The sequence below is a fragment of the Plantactinospora sp. BC1 genome (assembly GCF_003030345.1).
In the GTDB taxonomy this organism is placed as follows: domain Bacteria; phylum Actinomycetota; class Actinomycetes; order Mycobacteriales; family Micromonosporaceae; genus Plantactinospora.
Genome location: NZ_CP028158.1, coordinates 5,587,515 through 5,606,367, shown reverse-complemented (window position 1 = coordinate 5,606,367; position 18,853 = coordinate 5,587,515). Strand labels below are relative to the sequence as shown.

General features: G+C 70.5%; 15 protein-coding genes, 10 tRNA genes and 1 pseudogene. 19 read left to right on the top strand and 7 right to left on the bottom strand.

Annotation, left to right across the window (positions count from 1 at the left end; translation table 11 throughout):
* Positions 1-209: 209 nt before the first annotated feature.
* The 3 genes from C6361_RS24535 to C6361_RS24525 are packed head-to-tail and all read left to right on the top strand — an operon-like array spanning position 210 to position 2,983.
* On the top strand, positions 210-878 hold the full coding sequence (locus C6361_RS24535) for a helix-turn-helix domain-containing protein (protein WP_234358976.1): 669 nt from the start codon (positions 210-212) through the stop codon (positions 876-878).
* On the top strand, positions 875-2,170 hold the full coding sequence (locus C6361_RS24530; RefSeq protein ID WP_107263071.1) for an MFS transporter: 1,296 nt from the start codon (positions 875-877) through the stop codon (positions 2,168-2,170). The genes C6361_RS24535 and C6361_RS24530 overlap by 4 nt, the downstream gene beginning before the upstream one ends.
* A gap of 60 nt (positions 2,171-2,230) precedes the next feature.
* Entirely contained in the window at positions 2,231-2,983 is a 753-nt protein-coding gene (locus C6361_RS24525) for a hypothetical protein (protein WP_107269139.1), read from the top strand.
* Between the two features lie 35 nt (positions 2,984-3,018).
* Here C6361_RS24525 and C6361_RS24520 read toward each other — a convergent pair whose 3' ends face one another.
* The gene (locus C6361_RS24520; RefSeq protein ID WP_107269138.1) at positions 3,019-3,735 is read right to left on the bottom strand and encodes a hypothetical protein; all 717 of its coding nucleotides are present in this window, start codon (positions 3,733-3,735) and stop codon (positions 3,019-3,021) included.
* Positions 3,736-4,201: 466 nt separating this feature from the next.
* On the opposite strand from C6361_RS24520, the gene C6361_RS24515 reads away from it, so the two are divergent.
* Positions 4,202-4,411, top strand: a complete 210-nt coding sequence (locus C6361_RS24515) for a hypothetical protein (RefSeq protein ID WP_107263483.1) — start codon at positions 4,202-4,204, stop codon at positions 4,409-4,411.
* 52 nt (positions 4,412-4,463) lie between these two features.
* Here C6361_RS24515 and uvrC read toward each other — a convergent pair whose 3' ends face one another.
* The 4 genes and pseudogenes from uvrC to rsgA form a co-directional block, all read right to left on the bottom strand.
* Positions 4,464-6,416: an excinuclease ABC subunit UvrC gene (uvrC, locus tag C6361_RS24510; protein WP_107263482.1), complete on the bottom strand. Its 1,953-nt coding sequence runs from the start codon at positions 6,414-6,416 to the stop codon at positions 4,464-4,466.
* 77 nt (positions 6,417-6,493) lie between these two features.
* The gene (locus C6361_RS24505) at positions 6,494-6,982 is read right to left on the bottom strand and encodes a Rieske (2Fe-2S) protein (protein ID WP_107269137.1); all 489 of its coding nucleotides are present in this window, start codon (positions 6,980-6,982) and stop codon (positions 6,494-6,496) included.
* A 244-nt stretch (positions 6,983-7,226) separates the two neighbouring features.
* Positions 7,227-10,184, bottom strand: a pseudogene (gene uvrA / locus C6361_RS24500) (excinuclease ABC subunit UvrA); the annotation flags it as partial.
* Positions 10,185-10,351: 167 nt separating this feature from the next.
* Positions 10,352-11,422 carry a ribosome small subunit-dependent GTPase A gene (gene rsgA, locus C6361_RS24495; RefSeq protein WP_107269135.1) on the bottom strand — a complete coding sequence of 357 codons (1,071 nt, stop codon included), beginning with the start codon at positions 11,420-11,422 and terminating at the stop codon, positions 10,352-10,354.
* Between the two features lie 224 nt (positions 11,423-11,646).
* Here rsgA and C6361_RS24490 point away from each other — a divergent pair, with 224 nt between their 5' ends.
* Entirely contained in the window at positions 11,647-12,402 is a 756-nt protein-coding gene (locus tag C6361_RS24490; RefSeq protein ID WP_107269134.1) for a maleylpyruvate isomerase family mycothiol-dependent enzyme, read from the top strand.
* A gap of 31 nt (positions 12,403-12,433) precedes the next feature.
* Entirely contained in the window at positions 12,434-13,084 is a 651-nt protein-coding gene (locus tag C6361_RS24485; RefSeq protein ID WP_107263477.1) for an MBL fold metallo-hydrolase, read from the top strand.
* Between the two features lie 41 nt (positions 13,085-13,125).
* Here C6361_RS24485 and C6361_RS24480 read toward each other — a convergent pair whose 3' ends face one another.
* Both C6361_RS24480 and C6361_RS24475 read right to left on the bottom strand, forming a co-directional pair.
* Positions 13,126-13,680, bottom strand: coding sequence for a DUF3618 domain-containing protein (locus C6361_RS24480; protein ID WP_107269133.1), 555 nt, complete (start codon positions 13,678-13,680; stop codon positions 13,126-13,128).
* Positions 13,677-14,108, bottom strand: a complete 432-nt coding sequence (locus C6361_RS24475; protein WP_107269132.1) for a phage holin family protein — start codon at positions 14,106-14,108, stop codon at positions 13,677-13,679. Before C6361_RS24475 ends, C6361_RS24480 begins: the two co-directional genes overlap by 4 nt.
* A 422-nt stretch (positions 14,109-14,530) precedes the next feature.
* Between C6361_RS24475 and C6361_RS24470 the strand changes: the two genes are divergently transcribed.
* The 13 genes from C6361_RS24470 (at position 14,531) to C6361_RS24410 (ending at position 18,570) form a co-directional block, all read left to right on the top strand.
* Complete coding sequence (locus C6361_RS24470; protein ID WP_107269131.1) at positions 14,531-15,334, top strand: alpha/beta fold hydrolase; 804 nt, start codon at positions 14,531-14,533, stop codon at positions 15,332-15,334.
* Between the two features lie 399 nt (positions 15,335-15,733).
* A tRNA-Trp gene (locus C6361_RS24465) sits at positions 15,734-15,806 on the top strand.
* Positions 15,807-16,026: 220 nt separating this feature from the next.
* A tRNA-Glu gene (locus tag C6361_RS24460) sits at positions 16,027-16,099 on the top strand.
* A 45-nt stretch (positions 16,100-16,144) separates the two neighbouring features.
* A tRNA-Leu gene (locus C6361_RS24455) sits at positions 16,145-16,218 on the top strand.
* Between the two features lie 9 nt (positions 16,219-16,227).
* A tRNA-Gly gene (locus tag C6361_RS24450) sits at positions 16,228-16,300 on the top strand.
* A 76-nt stretch (positions 16,301-16,376) separates the two neighbouring features.
* Positions 16,377-16,817 (top strand): HNH endonuclease, encoded by a 441-nt coding sequence (locus tag C6361_RS24445; protein WP_107263473.1) that lies wholly within the window; start codon positions 16,377-16,379, stop codon positions 16,815-16,817.
* Between the two features lie 36 nt (positions 16,818-16,853).
* A tRNA-Gln gene (locus C6361_RS24440) sits at positions 16,854-16,925 on the top strand.
* Between the two features lie 339 nt (positions 16,926-17,264).
* A tRNA-Leu gene (locus C6361_RS24435) sits at positions 17,265-17,340 on the top strand.
* A gap of 78 nt (positions 17,341-17,418) precedes the next feature.
* A tRNA-Leu gene (locus C6361_RS24430) sits at positions 17,419-17,491 on the top strand.
* A 23-nt stretch (positions 17,492-17,514) separates the two neighbouring features.
* A tRNA-Ser gene (locus tag C6361_RS24425) sits at positions 17,515-17,600 on the top strand.
* Between the two features lie 6 nt (positions 17,601-17,606).
* A tRNA-Arg gene (locus tag C6361_RS24420) sits at positions 17,607-17,679 on the top strand.
* Positions 17,680-17,685: 6 nt separating this feature from the next.
* Positions 17,686-17,759 (top strand) — tRNA-Pro (locus C6361_RS24415).
* 64 nt (positions 17,760-17,823) lie between these two features.
* Positions 17,824-18,570: a hypothetical protein gene (locus C6361_RS24410; protein WP_107263472.1), complete on the top strand. Its 747-nt coding sequence runs from the start codon at positions 17,824-17,826 to the stop codon at positions 18,568-18,570.
* Positions 18,571-18,853: the final 283 nt, after the last annotated feature.

The window sequence follows — 18,853 nt, the reverse complement described above, 5'->3', positions numbered from 1 at the left end:
CCAACCGAGTCTCACTCACGTTCCACCCCCCAGCCGTACCCGCCCGCCGGATCGACGGTACGCGCCCGGAGGCGGTTTCCCGACGGTCGACCATCCGGCGAGGTTGGAGACGTAATCTACCCGGCCGTCGCAATCTCCCGGGGCGGTGGGCCGGGCGGATCGGCGCCGAGGCTTTGCTAAAGGAGTCTTTCTAGAGATATCTTTAGGATGTGCCGATACCCGAGATCCGCCTCACCGACCCCCGGGCCCTACGGGGCTACGCGCACCCGCTCCGGATGGCCCTGCTCGGGCTGCTCCGCCGGGAGGGCCCACTCACCGCCACCCAGGCCGCCGAGCGACTCGACGAGAGCGTGCCGAACTGCTCCTACCACCTGCGCCAACTCGCCAGGTACGGGCTGGCCGAGCGGGCCGAGGGCGCCGACTCCCGGGAACGACCCTGGCAGGCGACCGCCCTCAGCACCTCCTGGGACGACCTCTCCGACGATCCGGAGACCCGGGCCGCGGCCAACCACCTCAACGCGGTGATCCTTGACCACTACGTCGCCCGGGCCCGGGCCCACCTGGCGCAGCGGGCGTACGAACCGGCCCACTGGCGTGCAGTACTCGGCTTCGGCGACTCGCTGGTGCACGTGACGGCCGCCGAACTCGCCGAGCTGACCCGGCGGATCGAAGCCCTGGTCGCCGAGTACGACGAACGGATCACCGACCCGTCGACCCGGCCCGAGGGTTCCCGGCCGATCAACCTCGTCCAACTGATGGTGCCGATCGACTCGCCATCGCCATCGCCATCGCCATCGGCGTCGGCGTCGGCGTCGGCGTCGGCGTCGGCGTCGCGGCCGCCGTCGACGCCGGCCGTGGACGGGGAGTCGGGGCGGTGACCGGCACCCTGACCCCGCCGGTGGTCCGGCGCCGTCGGCGCTGGCTGCCGGAGCTGCTCCGCCAGGCGCAGTTCCGGCGGTACTGGTCGGCCCAGACCGTCTCGCTCTTCGGCGACGAGATCTCGGTGCTCGCCCTGCCCCTGCTCGCGGTACTCAGCACCGGCGCCGGTCCGGCCGAGATGGGCTACCTCACCGCCGCCGCGCTCACCCCGAGCCTGCTCTTCTCGCTCCTCCTCGGCGCCTGGATCGACCGGTACCCGCACAAGCGCCGGGTGATGGTCCTCGCCGACCTGGGCCGGGCGGTGCTGCTCGCCACCGTGCCGGTGGCGTACCTGTTCGGGGTCCTCTCGCTCGGCCAGCTCTACGTGGTGGCCTTCCTGACCGGCACCCTGGCCGTGCTGTTCGAGGTCGCGCACAGCACCCTCTTCGTCTCCCTGGTACCCCGCAAGGACTACGTCGACGCGAACGCGCTGACCTACGGCAGCCGGGCGATGTCCTTCGTCGCCGGGCCGAGCGTCGGCGGCCTGCTGGTGCAGACCCTCACCGCACCGGTCACACTGCTCGTCGACGCGGTGTCGTACCTGGTCTCCGCGCTCTTCCTGGCCCGGATCAGGCTGACCCGGCCGACGGAGCCGGCGTCCACCGACGGCGCCGGCCTCGGCCTCGGCCAGGGACTCCGGTTCGTGGTCCGCGCCCCGATCCTCCGCTCGCTGCTGCTCGGCACCACCACGCTGAACCTCTTCAACTACATGTTCACCGCGCTGTACGTGCTCTACGTCAGCACCGAACTGGGCCTCTCCCCCGGCCTGCTCGGGCTGGTGATCGGGATCGGCGCGATCGGCGCGCTGCTCGGCGCGGCGGTCACCGGTCGGCTCGTCCGCCGGCTCGGCATCGGCCGGACCGTGGTCATCAGCTTCGTGCTCTTCCCGGCGCCGCTGGTGCTGGTGCCGCTGGCCGGCGGGTCGACCCCGGTGGTGCTCGGCGTGCTCTTCGCCTCGGAGTTCCTCTCCGGGCTCGGCCTGATGATGATGGACATCACCGTCGGCTCGCTCCAGACCGCGGTCATCCCGGAGCGGCTGCTGGCCCGGGTAGCGGGTGCGAAGCGGACCGTCAACTACGGCATCCGGCCGATCGGCGCGGTGCTGGGCGGCACCCTGGGCGCCACCCTCGGGGTACGCCCGACGCTCTGGATCGCCACCGTCGGGGCGGTCACCGGGCTGCTCTGGGTGCTGCCGACCGCGATACCGAAACTGCGCGAGCTGCCGGAGCCGGATCACGCCGCCGCGGGATGACAGGAGTCGATATCCTGCCCTGGACGCGACCTGGCGAGCGGCCGCGCGATGGGGGCGGGAATGGGCGATGCTGGCGAGCGGCTGACCGCCGTACTGCGGCGGATACGGATGCGGTGGCGGTTGGCCCGCCGACCGATCCGGCTGGGGGTGCAGGCCGTCGGACTCGCCACCCTGGTGATGGCCGGCTTCAGCTTCCTGCGTACCAGTGGCGAGATCAACGAGACGGCGGCGTCGATCCTGGTCGCCGTGGTCTTCGGCGCGATGACCGTGTTGCAGCAGCGGCAGTCGCAGCGCCGGCAGTACACCGTGGGTCTGATCACCGCCTTCCAGAGTGCGGAGACGCTCAGCCAGGCGGACGTCTGGATGGCCCGGCGGATCAGCGCGCACCAGCCGGTCGGCGCCGACCTGACCGGCGACGACGAACAGCGCGTCCTTCCGCTGCTCGACTACTACGAGTTCCTCGCGGTACTCGCCGTACGCGGCATGGTCGACGTACCTCTGCTGCTCAACCTGCGCGGCGGCACCATGACCAGGTGCTTCGAGCTCTGCCGTGGCTACGTGGCGGACCGCCGGACCCTGGCCGGCCGGGAGATCTACCAGGCGCTTGAGCTGCTGGCGACCGAATACCGGCGCCGGCTGCCGATGCCGCCTCCGCCCGCGCCAGGCGGCCAGCCGTGCACCGAGCCGGTAACGCCCGAGCCGGCAGCGCCCGAGCCGGTAACGCCGCCCGGCTCGGTGCCGCCCGATCCGGAGACGCCGCTGGCCGGGTCCCCTGTGGTGGGGACCCGGCCAGCGGGTGGTGCTGTCGTCTAACCGTTCTCGTTACCTGTTGCTGTTACCTGTTGTTGTTAGCTGTTGTTCCAGGTGTTGGCGACCAGGTCGGCGGCCAGGTCCTCCCACTGCGCGTACGCGTCGGGGTAGGCCGAGACCTGTACCTTCTGCGCGGCCACGGTCAGCGGCAGGTCCTGCCAACCGTCAACCTGCTTCAGCCCCTTGAGGAACGCGATGGTCGAGTACTCCGGATCGGTGATCTGCTCCGGCGAACCCCAACCCGACGACGGTCGCTGCTGGAACAGGCCCAGCGAGTCGTGGTCGTTGCGGTCACCCAGGTGACCCAGGTTCTCCAACTTCGACTCCTGCAACGAGGTACCCACGGCGATCACCGCGGCACGCTCGTCCAGACCCGCCTTCTTCGTCGCCTTCACGATCGCCTTGACGTTGTCGGACTGCTCACCCGACAGCGCAATCCGCGACTGACCACCCTGCACACCGTGCGGGACCAGCTTGTCCCGCGACGGCTTACGATCCTTGCCCTCGCGCTTGTCACGCTTGTCGCTCTTACGGTCCTTCTCGTTCTTGTCGCTCTTGTGGTCGTTGCCCTTGTCGGCCATGACCGACTGCGACACCGGCGAAGCGACGTGCTCGGGGGCGGCGTGAGCGGCCACGGCGGGACCGGCGACAGCGCCACCGACGAACGCCAGACCAGCAACACCCAGAGCGGTCCTACGAACCAGGGAAGTCTGCTCGATGGCCGGGAGCCATCGGCTGAACAGAGTCGTGTTCATGATGGTCTACCTTCCAATCGGGGGAACAACACCCCACAGGGGAAAACCGGGGTGTCATTGGAAATCACACGTCCCGAGACTGTCGAAGCCTCCAGGGACAGAAGAAGGTTCGCCTGGCACTACATGCACGGGGGGTGCTGGTACTCAGGCGAACACCATATGTAACGACCGGCGACCCCGGATCATTCCCCGAGGCCCGGCCACCAGCCCAGGTCACAGGCGGTGGTACTCGGCCGTACGCATGGTGTAACGACCGAAGCCCCGACGGCATTCCGCCGGGCGCAGCCTGCGCCGAGTTGATCATCGGTGAGATTCGGACATTCGGGCCAGCCTCGCCGATCCCGCACCGACCCACACCGGGATCGACGGCGACCCGCTTCCACATGCGGTCGTATCGATGCCGCCTTATCCTGGTGCGATGTTTATCCGAAGAGTGACGTCCGGATTACTTGGCGCGACATTTGTCGTGTTCGGCACCAGTGCGGCGGCGAACGCCGACGAGACCAGACAGTTCCGTGGTGAGGGCTACAGCAGCATGGGGCTGGCGTACGACTGGGCGTACGGTCAAGCCCTGGGCCGGGCCCGGGACGCCGGATTCACCGATTGCGAAGTGATCGACAGCTACACCTGGCCGGGTGGGTACGAGGCGTGGGTACTGCTGGAGTGCAGCCGCTGACCGACCGGGCCGGCTCGGCTCCGGCTGGTCGTCGCGACCGAGGGACGCCCCGTTACACCGGGTTGTCGGCGTTCTCCGGCGGTTCCGCCGGGTTCAGCGCAGCGACGATCGCCTCGGCGGTACGTCGGCCCACCCCGGGCACCTCGGCTATCTCGTCGACGGTGGCCGCCGTCAGCCGTTTCACCGAGCCGAAGTGCCGCAGCAGCGCCTTGCGGCGTACCTCGCCGAGGCCGGGGACCTGGTCGAGGCCGGAGACGGTCATCCGCTTGGAGCGGCGCTGCCGGTGGAACGTGATGGCGAACCGGTGCGCCTCGTCCCGGACCCGTTGCAGCAGATAGAGCCCCTCCGAGGTGCGGGGCAGGATCACCGGGAACTCGTCACCGGGCAGCCAGACCTCCTCCAGCCGCTTGGCCAACCCGCAGAGTGCGATGTCGTCGATGCCGAGTTCGGCGAAGACCTCCGCCGCAGCGGCGACCTGCGGCTGCCCGCCGTCCACCACCACGAGCTGCGGCGGGTACGCGAACTTGCGCGGCCGCCCGGTCGTCGGGTCGATGCCCGGCCGGTCCGGGTCGGAGGCCATCTCGTCGCCGATCTCCCCGGTCTCGCCGCGCGCCTGGAGATAGCGGGCGAACCGGCGGCGCAGCACCTCGGAGAGCGCCGACAGGTCGTCGGTGGCCCCGCGCACCACGAAGCGCCGGTATTCGCTCTTGCGCGGCAGGCCGTCCTCGAAGACCACCATGCTGGCCACCACGTCGGTGCCCTGGATCTGTGACACGTCGTAGCACTCGATACGCAGCGGCGCGGTACGCATCCCGAGCGCCTCGGTGATCTCGTCGAGCGCCTCGCTGCGGGTGGTCAGGTCACCGGCCCGGCGCAGCTTGTGCCGGGTCAACGCCTCGGCGGCGTTGCGGGCCACGGTCTCCAGCAACGCCTTCTTGTCGCCGCGCTGCGGCACCCGCAGGGCGACCTTGCCACCGCCCCGACGCGCCGACAGCCACTCGGCCAGCGCGTCGACGTCGGCCGGCAGCGCGGGCACCAGCAGCTCGCGGGGCACGTCCCCCTCGCCCTCGGCCCCGCCGTAGACCTGGGAGCAGAAGTGGTGCACCAGGTCGCCGGTGGTGAGGTCCTCGACCTTCTCCACCACCCAGCCGCGCTGGCCGCGTACCCGGCCGTCCCGGACGTGGAAGACCTGGACGGCCGCCTCCAGCGGATCCTCGGCGAACGCCACCACGTCGGCGTCGGTGCCGTCGCCGAAGACCACGGTCTGCTTCTCCATCGCCCGGCGCAGCGCCACGATGTCGTCCCGCAGCCGGGCCGCCCGCTCGAACTCCAGCGCCTCGCTGGCCTCGGCCATCTCGCGTTCGAACCGGCGGACCATCTGGTCGGTGCGGCCGGCCATGAAGTCGCAGAACTCCTCGACGATCTGGCGGTGCTCCTCGGGCGAGGCCCGCCCGACGCACGGCGCCGAGCACTTGCCGATGTCGCCGAGCAGGCAGGGCCGGCCGATCTGGGCCTGCCGCCGGAACACCCCGGCCGAGCAGGTCCGGGCCGGGAAGACCCGGAGCAGCAGGTCGAGCGTCTCGCGGATCGCCCAGGCGTGCGAGTACGGCCCGAAGTAGCGCACCCCCTTGCGCTTGGCGCCGCGCATCACCTGGAGCCGGGGGAACTCCTCGTCGAGGGTGACGGCGAGATAGGGGTACGACTTGTCGTCCCGGTAGCGCACGTTGAACCGGGGGTCGTACTGCTTGATCCAGTTGTATTCGAGCTGGAGCGCCTCGACCTCGGTGCCGACGGTGACCCAGTCCACGCTGCCGGCGGTGGTGACCATCTGCTGGGTGCGCTGGTGCAGATTCCACAGGTCGCCGAAGTAGGAGTTGAGCCGGCTGCGCAGGCTCTTCGCCTTGCCGACATAGATCACCCGGCCGCTGGGATCACGGAATCGGTAAACCCCGGGCAGGTCGGGAATGGTGCCCGGTGCCGGGCGATAGGTAGCGGGGTCGGGCACGCCGACAAGCCTAGACCCCGGCTGGGACACCGCCCGGCGCGGCGACGGAGGGTCGACCGCGCCAGGCGACCCGGCGCTCAGGCCAGGACGATGTTGTCCCCGTCGACGGTGACCTTCTTCTCGGCCAGCGGCTTGGTGGCCGGGCCGCCCTTGACCGAACCGTCGGCCACGGAGAACTTGCTGAAGTGGCAACTACAGTTGATCGTGCCCCCGTCGACCCCGGTCACCGGGCACTGCTGGTGGGTGCAGATCGAGCTGAAGGCCTTGAACTCGCCCTCGGTCGGCTGGGTGACCACGACCTGCTGGTCAGCGAAGATCTTGCCGCCGCCGACCGGGATCTCGCTCTTCTTGGCCAGCGCGGCGGCACCGCCACCGTCGGCCGGAGCGCTCGCCGAACCGCTGGGAGCCGGAGCGCCGCCGGCCGACGGGCTGCTTCCGGTGCCGTCGAGCGCGTCGTCGTCACCGGTGCCGCACGCGGCCAACACCACGGAAACGCCCACCGCACCCGCGCCCGCCAACAGCGCCCGTCGGGTCTGCGTGCCCGGCCCGGTCAGTTCGTCACTCATACCTAGCCTTCCTCTTCGGCGCCGCGCTCCTGGTCGTCCGCGGCCACGCCCGAAGACACGGATATATCCACCAACCGGTTCAACCGGACCGGCGTCAGGACTTTCCGGTGCGCCGGCTCTTCGCCGTACCGGTCTTCGCGGTCGTGGCCTTCGCCGTCGTACCGGCCCGGGCGGCGCCGCCCTTCACCGTACCCTCGACGGCCCGGCCGTTACCGGCCTTCACGGCACCGTCACCGGCGCCGTTCGCCCTGGTCACGCCGCCGTTGGCGGACGCGGCCCTGGCGGTGCCGTTCGCCTTCACGGTGCCGTTGGCCCGGGCCGCCCGGGTGGTGGCGGCACTCGCTCCCCGGGGCGGGCCGGTCAGCCCGAGCACCGGCCGGAGGAACTGGCCGGTGTGGCTCTCCGGCACCTCCGCCAGCTCTTCCGGGGTACCGGTGGCCAGCACCAGGCCGCCCCGGTGCCCGCCCTCCGGGCCCATGTCGACCAGCCAGTCGGCGGTCTTGATCACATCGAGGTTGTGCTCGATGACGATCACGGTGTTGCCCTTGTCGACCAGGCTCTCCAGCACCCCGAGCAGCTTGCGGATGTCCTCGAAGTGCAGCCCGGTGGTCGGCTCGTCGAGCACGTACACCGTCCGGCCGGTGGAGCGCTTCTGCAACTCGGAGGCGAGCTTGACCCGCTGCGCCTCGCCGCCGGAGAGGGTCGGCGCCGGCTGGCCGAGCCGGACGTACCCGAGGCCGACGTCGACCAGGGTCTTCAGGTGCCGGTGGATGGCCGGGATCGCCGAGAAGAACTCGGCCGCCTCCTCGATCGGCATCTCCAGGATGTCCGAGACCGTCCGCCCCTTGTAGTGCACCTCCAGGGTCTCCCGGTTGTAGCGGGCGCCCTTGCAGACCTCGCACGGCACGTAGACGTCCGGCAGGAAGTTCATCTCGATCTTGATCGTGCCGTCGCCGCTGCACGCCTCGCACCGGCCGCCCTTGACGTTGAAGGAGAACCGGCCCGGCCCGTACCCCCGGACCTTCGCCTCGGTGGTCTCGGCGAAGAGCTTGCGGACGTGGTCCCAGACCCCGGTGTACGTCGCCGGGTTCGACCTCGGGGTGCGCCCGATCGGCGACTGGTCGACCCCGACCACCTTGTCGACGTGCTCCAGGCCGGTGATCCGGGTGTGCCGGCCGGGCACCAGCCGGGCCCCGTTGATCTGGTTGGCCAGCACCGCGTAGAGGATGTCGTTGACCAGGGTCGACTTGCCGGAGCCGCTGACCCCGGTGACCGCGATGAACTGGCCGAGCGGGAAGGAGACGGTGAGGTTGCGCAGGTTGTGCTCGCGCGCCCCCTGCACCACCAGCTCCCGGCCCGGCATCTGCGGCCGCCGCCCCTTCGGGGTCGGGATCGACCTGCGCCCGGAGAGGTACGCCCCGGTCACCGACTCCTCGTTCGACAACAGCTCCGGCACGGACCCGCTGTGCACGATCTTGCCGCCGTGCTCGCCGGCCCCCGGGCCGATGTCGACGATCCAGTCCGCCGTCCGGATGGTGTCCTCGTCGTGCTCCACCACGATCAGCGTGTTGCCCAGCCCCTTGAGCCGGACCAGCGTCTCGATCAGCCGGTGGTTGTCCCGCTGGTGCAGCCCGATCGACGGCTCGTCCAGCACGTAGAGCACCCCGACCAGGCCGGAGCCGATCTGGGTGGCGAGCCGGATCCGCTGCGCCTCGCCGCCGGAGAGGGTGCCGGCCGGCCGGTCCAGCGACAGGTAGTCCAGGCCGACGTCGACCAGGAAGCGCAGCCGGGCGTTGATCTCCTTGAGCACCCGCTCGGCGATCATCTTCTGCCGGTCGGTCAGGGTCATCCCGCCGAGCAGCTCGGCGCACTCGCCGACCGAGAGCGCGCAGACCTCGGCGATGTTCCGTCCGCCGAGGGTGACCGCCAGCACCTCGGGCTTGAGTCGGCTGCCCCGGCAGACCGGGCAGGGGACGTCCCGCATGTAGCCCTCGTACTTGTCCCGGGACCACTCCGACTCGGTGTCGTTGTGCCGCCGCTCGATCCACTGCACCACGCCCTCGAAGCCGGTGTAGTAGGAGCGCTCGCGGCCGTACTTGTTGCGGTAGCGGACGTGCACCTGGTCGCCGGAGCCGTGCAGGATGGTCTTCTGCGCCCGGGACGGGAGCGCCCGCCACGGGGTGTCGAGGTCGAAGTGCTCCGCCTCGCCCAGCGCCTGCAACAGCCGGAGGAAGTATTCCTGGGTCTGCCCACCGGACCACGGCTGGACGGCGCCCTCCCGCAGGGTCCGCTCCGGATCCGGGATGATCAGGTCGGCGTCGACCTCCTTCTTGGTGCCGAGCCCGGTGCACTCGGGGCAGGCGCCGTACGGGGCGTTGAAGGAGAAGACCCGGGGTTCGAGGTCCTCGATCGCCAGCGGGTGGTCGTTGGGGCAGGCCAGGTGCTCCGAGTAGCGCCGCTCCCGGGCCGGGTCGTCCTCCGGCAGGTCGACGAAGTCGAGCAGCACCAGCCCGCCGGAGAGCCCGAGCGTGGCCTCGACCGAGTCGGTGAGCCGCTGCTTGGCGCTCGCCTTGACGGTGAGCCGGTCGACCACCACCTCGATGGTGTGCTTCTCCTGCTTCTTCAGCTTCGGCGGCTCGGTCAGCGGATAGACCACCCCGTCGACCCGGGCCCGGGCGTAGCCCTTGGCCTGTAGCTCGGCGAAGAGGTCGACGTATTCGCCCTTGCGGCCGCGCACCACCGGGGCGAGCACCATGAACCGGGTGCCCTCCTCCATCGCCAGCACCCGGTCGACGATCTGCTGCGGGCTCTGCTTGGAGATCTTCTGGCCGCAGATCGGGCAGTGCGGCTCGCCGACCCGGGCGAAGAGCAGCCGGAGGTAGTCGTAGACCTCGGTGATGGTGCCGACGGTGGAGCGCGGGTTGCGGGAGGTGGACTTCTGGTCGATCGAGACGGCCGGGCTGAGCCCTTCGATGAAGTCGACGTCCGGCTTGTCCATCTGGCCGAGGAACTGCCGGGCGTACGACGACAGCGACTCCACGTAACGCCGTTGCCCCTCGGCGAAGATCGTGTCGAAGGCCAGGCTGGATTTGCCGGAGCCGGAGAGCCCGGTGAAGACGATCATGGCGTCGCGCGGCAGGTCGAGGTTGACGTCGCGCAGGTTGTGTTCACGCGCGCCACGGATGATCAGTCGGTCGGCCACTGTCCGCGCACTCCCGGGGAGAAAAGATATGTTCTGTCCGATTTGGTGGCGCAGAGAAGCGCCTCGGCAACTCTAGCCCCGGCGTATGACAGTTTTCCGCACCGGCAGATTCCCGCAGCTCGACGCCGCGTCCCCGACGACCGCACCGGCCCCGGGTTCCGGGCCGATCAGCGCCCCGGGCCGCCCCGGCTCCGCTGCTCCTTGCGAATCCGCTTCCATTTGTACCGCTCCTCGGCCGCCAACCGCGCGTCCCGACGGCGTGTCTCGTACGCCACCTCGCGCTGGAGTTTCTGCCAGCTCGCCCAGCGCCGGGGGCTCAGTTCACCGGTCTCCAGCGCGACCTGGATCGCGCAGCCCGGCTCGCCCCGGTGCCCGCAGTCGGCGAACCGGCAGGCCGAGACGAGCGCCGTCACATCGGCGAAGGCCTGGTCCAGCCCGGCCGCCGCGTCGAGCAGGCCGACCGCCCGCACGCCCGGGGTGTCCAGCACCGCTCCCCCGCCCGGGATCGGGATCAGCTGCCGGTGCGTGGTGGTGTGCCGGCCCTTGCCGTCCACCCCGCGTACCCCCTGTGTGGTCATCACCGTCGCGCCGGCCAGCGCGTTCACCAGCGTCGACTTGCCGGCGCCGGACGGCCCGAGCAGCGCCAGGGTCCGGCCGGTCGCGATCCACGGACGCAACCGGGCCAGCCCGGTCCCGCGCTGGGCGCTCACCGGCAGCACCTCGACACCGGGCGCCACCTGGCCGAGCTGCTCGGCCACCGCCGACGGATCGGCCACCAGGTCGCACTTGGTGAGCACCAGCAGTGGGGTGGCGCCGGACTCCCAGGCCAGCGCGATCAGCCGCTCGATCCGGGCCACGTCCGGGGACGGGTGCAGCGGCTCGATCACCGCCACCGCGTCGGCGTTCGCCGCCAGTACCTGCCCGGACGAGTCCTTGTCGGCGGTCCGCCGCACGATCGCGGTACGCCGGGGCAGCACCGCCTCCACGGTCAGTCGCCGGTCCGGCCAGTCGCGGACCAGCACCCAGTCACCCGCACAGGGCAGGTTGACCGCGTCCCGGGCGGCGGCGATCAGTACCCCGCCGCCGAGGCTGGCCCGGACCGGTCCCCCGGCACCGAGCACCGTGCAGATCCCCCGGTCGGCCCGGACCACCCGGCCGGGCCGTAGTTCGTCGCCGCGTTCCGGGTACGGAGCGGCCGCGGACGCGTCCCAACCGAGGGACGCGAGATCGAAGGTCATGTCAACCCTTGTCGTCAGGAGTGAGATTCAGCAGTGGAATCCAGAAGTGGAAACGGTGGCCCCGCGCACTGCGACCGGCATGCATCCCACCTCCTCACGCCTTGCGGGTGTGTGTACCCGAACGGTAGGTGCTGGCCCGACCACACCGAAAGCCAATTCCTTCTCCGCCACTCCCGGCGCAGGCGCCGCGCCCCGCCGGCCGTCGACCGCTATCGTCGTGAGTCGTGACACTCGACCCGCTCGCGCTGCTGCCCGAGGTGGACCGGGCGACGGCCCGGCTGTTGCGGACCGTCGACGGGCTCGACGACGCGGCGATCGGCGAGCCGTCCCTGCTTCCCGGCTGGACCCGGGGACACGTCCTCACCCACCTCGCCCGGAACGCCGACAGCTTCGTCAACCTGCTGACCTCGGCGCGTACCGGTGCGGACATCCCGCAGTACCCGAGCCCGGCGGCCCGGAACGCGGAGATCGCGGCCGGCGCGGCCCGGCCGGCCGCCGCCCAGCTCGCCGATCTGCGGGCCAGCGCGCAACGCTTCGTCGACGCGGCCGCGGAACTGCCGACGGAGGCCTGGGCCGCGCAGGTCCGCTCCGCCCGCGGGCTGCGTCCGGCCGCCACCCTGGCCTGGGGACGGCTGCGCGAGGTGGAGGTGCACCACGTCGACCTCGCCGCCGGCTACCGGACCGCCGACTGGCCGGACGCGTTCGGCCAGCGGCTGCTGCACGAGGTGGTGCACGACCTGGCCGAGCGGGACGATCCACTCGCCCTGGTGCTGGTGCCGGCGGAGACCGGGCAGCCGCTGACCGTCGGCACCGGCCGGGGTCGGCCAGTGGGCATCCCGGCGCCGGAGAGCGGCCCGGAGCTGCGTACCGTCGCCGGCCCGGCACACGAACTGGCCGGCTGGCTGACCGGCCGCAGCGCCGGTACCAGCCTCGTCGTCACGCCGGCCGGGCCACTGCCGGCACCCCCGCCCTGGATCTGATCCGCCGACCCCGACTCGGAGGCCCTGTCACATGAGCTACACCGGAGACGTCGTCACCGACGGTCCGCCCGACGTACGCGAGCTGGCCGGGCTCACCGTCAGCAAGCTGTCGGTCGGCCCGATGGACAACAACGCGTACCTGCTGCGCTGCAACTCGACCGGCGAGCAGGTGTTGATCGACGCGGCCAACGAGGCGCCCCGGCTGCTGGAACTGGTCGGCGACGCCGGGCTGGCCGCCGTGGTGACCACGCACCAGCACATGGACCACTGGGTGGCGCTGGAGGAGGTGGTGGCCAGCACCGGCGCCCGTTCGCTGGTGCACGCCGCCGACGCGGACGGGCTGCCGATCCCCTCCGAGCCGCTCACCGACGGCGACCGGATCCGGGTCGGTGACCGCGAAATCGAGGTGATCCACATCGTCGGGCACACCCCGGGCTCCGTCGCGCTGCTCTATCGGGACGACGCCGACGGGACGCACCTGTTCACCGGGGACTCGCTCTTTCCCGGCGGCCCGGGGAGGACGACCAACCCGAACGAGTTCGCGCAGATCATGGACGACCTGGAGGCCAAGGTCTTCGACGTCCTGCCGGACGACACCTGGTTCTACCCCGGCCACGGCCGGGACTCGACCCTCGGCGCGGAGCGCCCGTCGATCCCGGAGTGGCGGGCCCGGGGCTGGTAGCCGGACCGGCTACCGGACCTCGTGCTGCCCGGCGCACCCGCTCAGCGACGGACGAGCCGGGACCCGGAGACCCGCTTCACGGATCTGGTCGCCGCCGACCACCACGGAGCCATCGGCCGGGCCATCCGCAGCAGCCGTTCGGCGTTCCAGCCGCGCCGGCGCCTGGCCCGGGCGGCCGCCATGCGCCGGCCCGCCGTCAGCACGCCGACGAGCACCGCGACACCACCGAGGGCGAACGGCACCGGATTGTGCCGGACGATCCCACCCGCCCGGTTGACCGAGGCGCCCATCACTTCGGCGCCTCGGGCGCCCTGCTCGCCGACATCCGCGGCCATCTGACCCACCCTCCGCTGCGCCTGTTCCACCTTCTGGCCGACCACGTCCGGCAGATGCGCGACCTTCTCGCGTACCGTCCCGGTGGCCTGTGCCGAGCGTTCCCGGAGCCGGTTCGTGGTCTCTTCGGCCTTCTGGCTGCCCCGGGCCCGTACGTCCGTCTTGGCCGCCAACGCCTGGACCGTTTCGCCGAGTTCGGCACGCCGTCTGTCGATCTCCGCACGGGTCCGGTCCACGTCCCCGGCGCCGTCACCCATCGTCATGACCGTCCCCGATCCTTCGCCGCGTTCCGTACCGTTTCGGCATCGGCGCGCAGGCTTCCCACCGTCGATCTCGGCATCGCCGGCGTCGCACGGCGGACCTGTTTGCGGCCGGACCGCGCGAGCAGTCCCGCGATAGCGGCCAGGACGACGCCGACGACGAGTGCGGCCAGCGCTGCCGGGATGACGTAGCTCAACGCCACCACGGCGGCGGCGACCAGCGCGGCACCGGCGTAGAGGGCCAGAGCGCCGCCGCCACCGAACAGTCCGGCGCCGAGTCCCGCTCGCTTGCCCTTCTCCGACATCTCCAGCTGGGCCAGGGCGAGTTCCTCGCGGAGCAGTCCGGAGATCTGCTCGGCGGCTCGCTGCACCAGCTCGGGTGTGGTGGCTCCGTCGCCGCTGGTACTCGTGCTGGCCCGGGTGTCTGCCATGGCTTTTCCTCCCGTACGGCTGTCGGACCGGACCCGCGCGACCGACGCGCGCGTTGCGAGCCGCCAGGGTTGGGCCTCGCGGCAACGGCACCCTTTCCGTCGCGAAGATGACCGCCACAGGCGTGTTCAGGGGTGCCGCACCGCCGCCCGCACGGGCCGACCCCGGCCGGGGTTGGTCCCGAGGGTTCAGGCGACTCGGCAAAGACCAACTGCTCTCTCATGGTGCCACCAGCCATCGCCGGGCCGGGACGAAACGGCGCTTCCACCCGCCTGACCTGGCGATACACCTCGGGGCCCGGTGTTCGGGGCGGCATGCCGAAGGGCCGTCGCCACCGGGATGGCGCGGCCGGGGCGGCGAATCGGTCCACCCGGGGACGGGTCGACCCTTGGCGCGATTGGCTAATGGGTGTAGCTTTTAGGCTATGACACAGATCCACTACCTCCGCCGCCCCGAGGGGCGCCTCGGCTACGAACTCTGGGACGGCGACGGCCCACTGGTGATCTGCTCGCCGGGGATGGGCGAGCTGCGCCAGTCGTACCGGCTGCTCGCGCCGAGGCTGGTCGAGGCGGGCTACCGGGTGGCCGTGCTGGACATCCGGGGGCACGGCGACAGCGACGCCAGCTTCTCCCGGTACGACGACGTCGCCCTCGCCAGCGACCTGCTCGCGCTCCTCGACGAACTCGGCGGGTCCGGCTACCTGGTCGGCAACTCGATGGGCGCCGGAGCCGCCGTGATCGCCGCCGCCGACGCCCCGGCGAAGGTACGCGGACTCGCCCTGCTCGGGCCCTTCGTCCGGCAGCCCGCCGGCGCCGCCGTGCTGAACCTGCTCTTCCGGATCATGCTCGTCCGGCCCTGGGGCCCGGCGGCCTTCCTCGGCTACTACCCCAAGTGGGTGCCCGGCACCAAGCCCGAGGGGTACCGGGAGCACCTCGCCCGTGTCCGGGACAACCTGCGCCGCCCCGGACACTGGCGGGCCTTCGTGCGGACCACCCGCACCTCGCACGAGCCGGCCCGGCAGCGGCTGCCCGAGGTGTCCGCCCCGGCCGTCGTCCTGATGGGCGCCGCCGACGTGGACTGGAAGGACCCGGCGGCCGAGGCCCGGTGGATCGGCGAACAGCTCGGGGCCGAGGTGGTGATGCTCCCCGGCGTGGGCCACTTCCCGCAGGCGCAAGCCCCCGAGGCGGTCGCCGCCGCGGTGACCCGGCTGGTCGAACGGGTCCGTTGAGTCCGGAGTGGGTCGTGCCGGCACCGTTGTCGACCGGTGCCGGCAACGCCATCTAGCAGCTATTCCAGCCCGCCGAATCGACGGTACGCGGAAGAAGCCGAAAAAGATGTTGCTCCGCACGGGAGCGGCCCCTACCGTAGTTGACACAGCGGTCGACAAACCGACAACGAAACGACAGGGAGCATCCGATGTTGTGGCAGACCTCAACGCGAGCGTGGCGGCAACTGCCGTACGCCTCGTCGAGTCACGCCATGCTCGGGCGCCCCGTCCACCTGAGCGCCGGCGAATGTGCCGAGCTGGGCGGCTGGCGGACGTAACGCGACTCCACTCGCGTTCACGCCGCCCTCCCAGACCCGGGACCGGGCGGCGTTTCTTTTTACCCCACGGGTTCCACCACACAGGGGTGTGGCGCAACTGGCAGCGCAGCGGCCTCCAAATCCGAAGGTTGCAGGTTCGAGTCCTGTCACCCCTGCTTCTCCCCCGACCTCGGCCGGCGGGACCGGTACCACGTTGAAAACTCCACAGTGGATGGCATAGATAGGGCCCGGCCGGCGCCGTAGCAACGCGCCGGCCGGGCGGATCCGGGGCGAGGGAGACGGCTGACCCGCCTGTTTTGGGTACAGGAGAAACCGAGTTCGATTCTCGGGTCCCGGACGAGTTTGCGTGCACCTCGGGGCGAGCGCGCCCCACCCGGACCGTTGGAGTAGTGGTTATCTCGCCAGACTCTCAATCTGGAGAAGGCCGGTTCGATTCCGGCACGGTCTACGCACGACAGTATCCGTCGGGGAATGCTCATGACCCCGACCGCCCGCTCCGGTAGCCCAACGGCAGGAGGCAGCGCGCTCAAACCGCGCACAGTGTGCGTTCGAATCGCACCCGGAGCATCTTCGCACGCGGCTGTAGCGCAGTTGGCAGCGCGCCACCTTGCCATGGTGGAGGTCCCGGGTTCAAATCCCGGTAGCCGCTCCGAACGTTCGACGCGAGTTCCGCGACAACGACGAGAGACTTTTCACGACATCGACGAGAGACAGGGAGGAATCCGGTGGACGTCCTGGTCATCAATGCCGACCTCGGCCCGCTCCACCGGGTCAGTCTCCGGCACGCCGTACGAATGCTGGTCCGGCGGGTCGCCGAGGTGCACGAGGCCGTACCCGACCGGCTGATCGGGGTCTACCCGGTCCCGACGGTGGTCCGGCTCGTCCGGTACGTCGTCACCAGGTGGCGCTTCAGTTCGGGACCGGCCTGGTCCCGGCCGGGTGTGCTGGCCCGGGACGGGCGCCGGTGCGGCTACTGCGGCGCTCCGGCGAGCACCGTCGACCACATCCTGCCCCGCTCCCGTGGTGGCCGGAACACCTGGACCAACACCGTCGCGTGCTGCGACGGCTGCAACCAGCGCAAGGCAGACCGCACCCCCGCCGAGGCGGGCATGGTGCTGCGGTCGGCGGCGACGGTCCCCGGTTGGGCCGCGCTGACCCGGCGCTGACGGCAGCCGGCGGACTCTCCCCCCGCCGACTGTCAGTCCCAGGTCGTCTAATAGGTAGGACATGCGTCTCTGGAGCGCATTGTTTAGGTTCGAGTCCTAACCTGGGAGCGAGTTGAAATGGCTGGCAAGCCCGGCAAGTGGAGCGATGAGGATCTACGGGCCGCAGTCGCTGCCGCCGCCTCCGGGGAGCAGGTGACGAAGATCCTAGGCCTAGCCGGTGGGGGCGGCAGCTACCGCTCAATCAAGCTTGACCGCAATGATCTATTGCGGAGATAAAGAAATGCGATCTGGTACGTGTTATCTGCCACCGCTTCCGCACGGCCCTGCGGGCGGGATGGGATGGGGTACGGTGCGAAGTGGACGATAAGATATCGCTACTGGCAGACGACACCTGATGTTTCCATCGCGATACCGCATTCCCCGTAGATACTCCTCCGGGAGCACGATGCCCTCGTGGCCCAATTGGTAGAGGCGCCAGGTCGAGAGCCTGGTCATCGTGCGCGTTCGAGTCGCGCCGAGGGCACTTCGGGGTGGGTGCTGGTGCACAGCGTTGCCTTGCAAGCTTCGCGTGCGCGGTTCGATCCCGCGTCACTCCACGCAGGCCCGGGTAGCCCAACGGAAGAGGCCGCCGGCTCAGAACCGGTGTGTTGCAGGTTCGACTCCTGCTCCGGGTACGTACGCGCCTTCGGCGCGGTTCGGAAGGATGGCCGAGAGGTCGATGGCACCGCCCCGCTAAGGCGGACCGGCTCAGCGCCGGCGGGGGTTCGAATCCCTCTCCTTCCGCTTCATGCCCCTGTAGCTCAGTGGACAGAGCGCCCGGCTACGAACCGGGAGGTCGAACGTTCGAACCGTTCCAGGGGTACGACATCGGGACGTGGCGCAGCTTGGCAGCGCGCCGCACTGGGGGTGCGGAGGTTGTCGGTTCGAATCCGGCCGTCCCGACTTCGACAGGGTCGCCGTACGTGGCGACGACGACTATCGTCTGCCCGACGAGACCGGAAGGATCATGGTGCCGAATCCCACCGAACTGCACAAGATCAACGCTCTGGTGCAGGGCTTCAAGCCCCAGGCCAAGCGGGAGCTCACCGACGCGCACCGGCGTACCCAGAAGGCGCCGCCGCTCTCCGGCATCTCCCGCACCTACCAGCCGTTCGCCGACGACATCCGGGAGCAGTTGCCGCCGGAGTCGACCCGGGTGCAGTACACCGTCCAGGAGGTCCTCGACGAGGTGGCCGGCACCATGGGGCGGCTCTTCGACCTCCAGTTCCTCCAGGACACCGGCAACGCCACCGCCAAGGCCGACGTGGTGGTCGACGGGCGGACCCTGGTCCGGCAGGCACCGGTCACCTACCTGCTCTTCCTGGAGAAGCAGCTCGTCGACCTGCGTACCTTCGTCGACGGGCTGGCCACCCTGGACGCGGCGGAGCGGTGGGAGTTCGACCCGGACCGCGGCTGCTACGCGAGTACGCCGAGCCAGACGCAGAAGATGCGCAAGGTGCACCGCAACCACGTCAAGGCGGAGGCGACCGAGAAGCACCCGGCGCAGGTCGAGGTCTACACCGAGGACGTACCGGTTGGCACCTGGACCACGGTGAAGCTCTCCGGCGCCCTGCCGGCGGAGCGGGTCAAGGTGCTGCGCGGCCGGGTCGACAAGCTGCTGGAGGCGGTGAAGGTGGCCCGCGAGGAGGCGAACAGCACCACGGTCGAGGACCGCACGGTCGGCGACGAGGTGTTCGGCTACCTGTTCGGGTAGTCTCCCAGGCACCCCCGTGGAGCGGGGGGTGGCGCAACAGTGCGCCGAGACTGAGGCTGATTTGTCAGACTCATCAGAGGTGACGGTTCCAGTGGAGGTTCGAGTCCTCCCCTCGGCACTCCGGGCCGAGGTGGCCCAACCGGCAGAGGCAGACCGGCGCCGAGCAGGCTGAGACTATCGCTCCAGACTCAGCACCCCCACCGATCGCCAGATCTACCGACCACGACGATCTCGACGAGATGCTGGTTCGAGTCCAGTCTGCCGCTCTCCCTGCGGCGGTCGC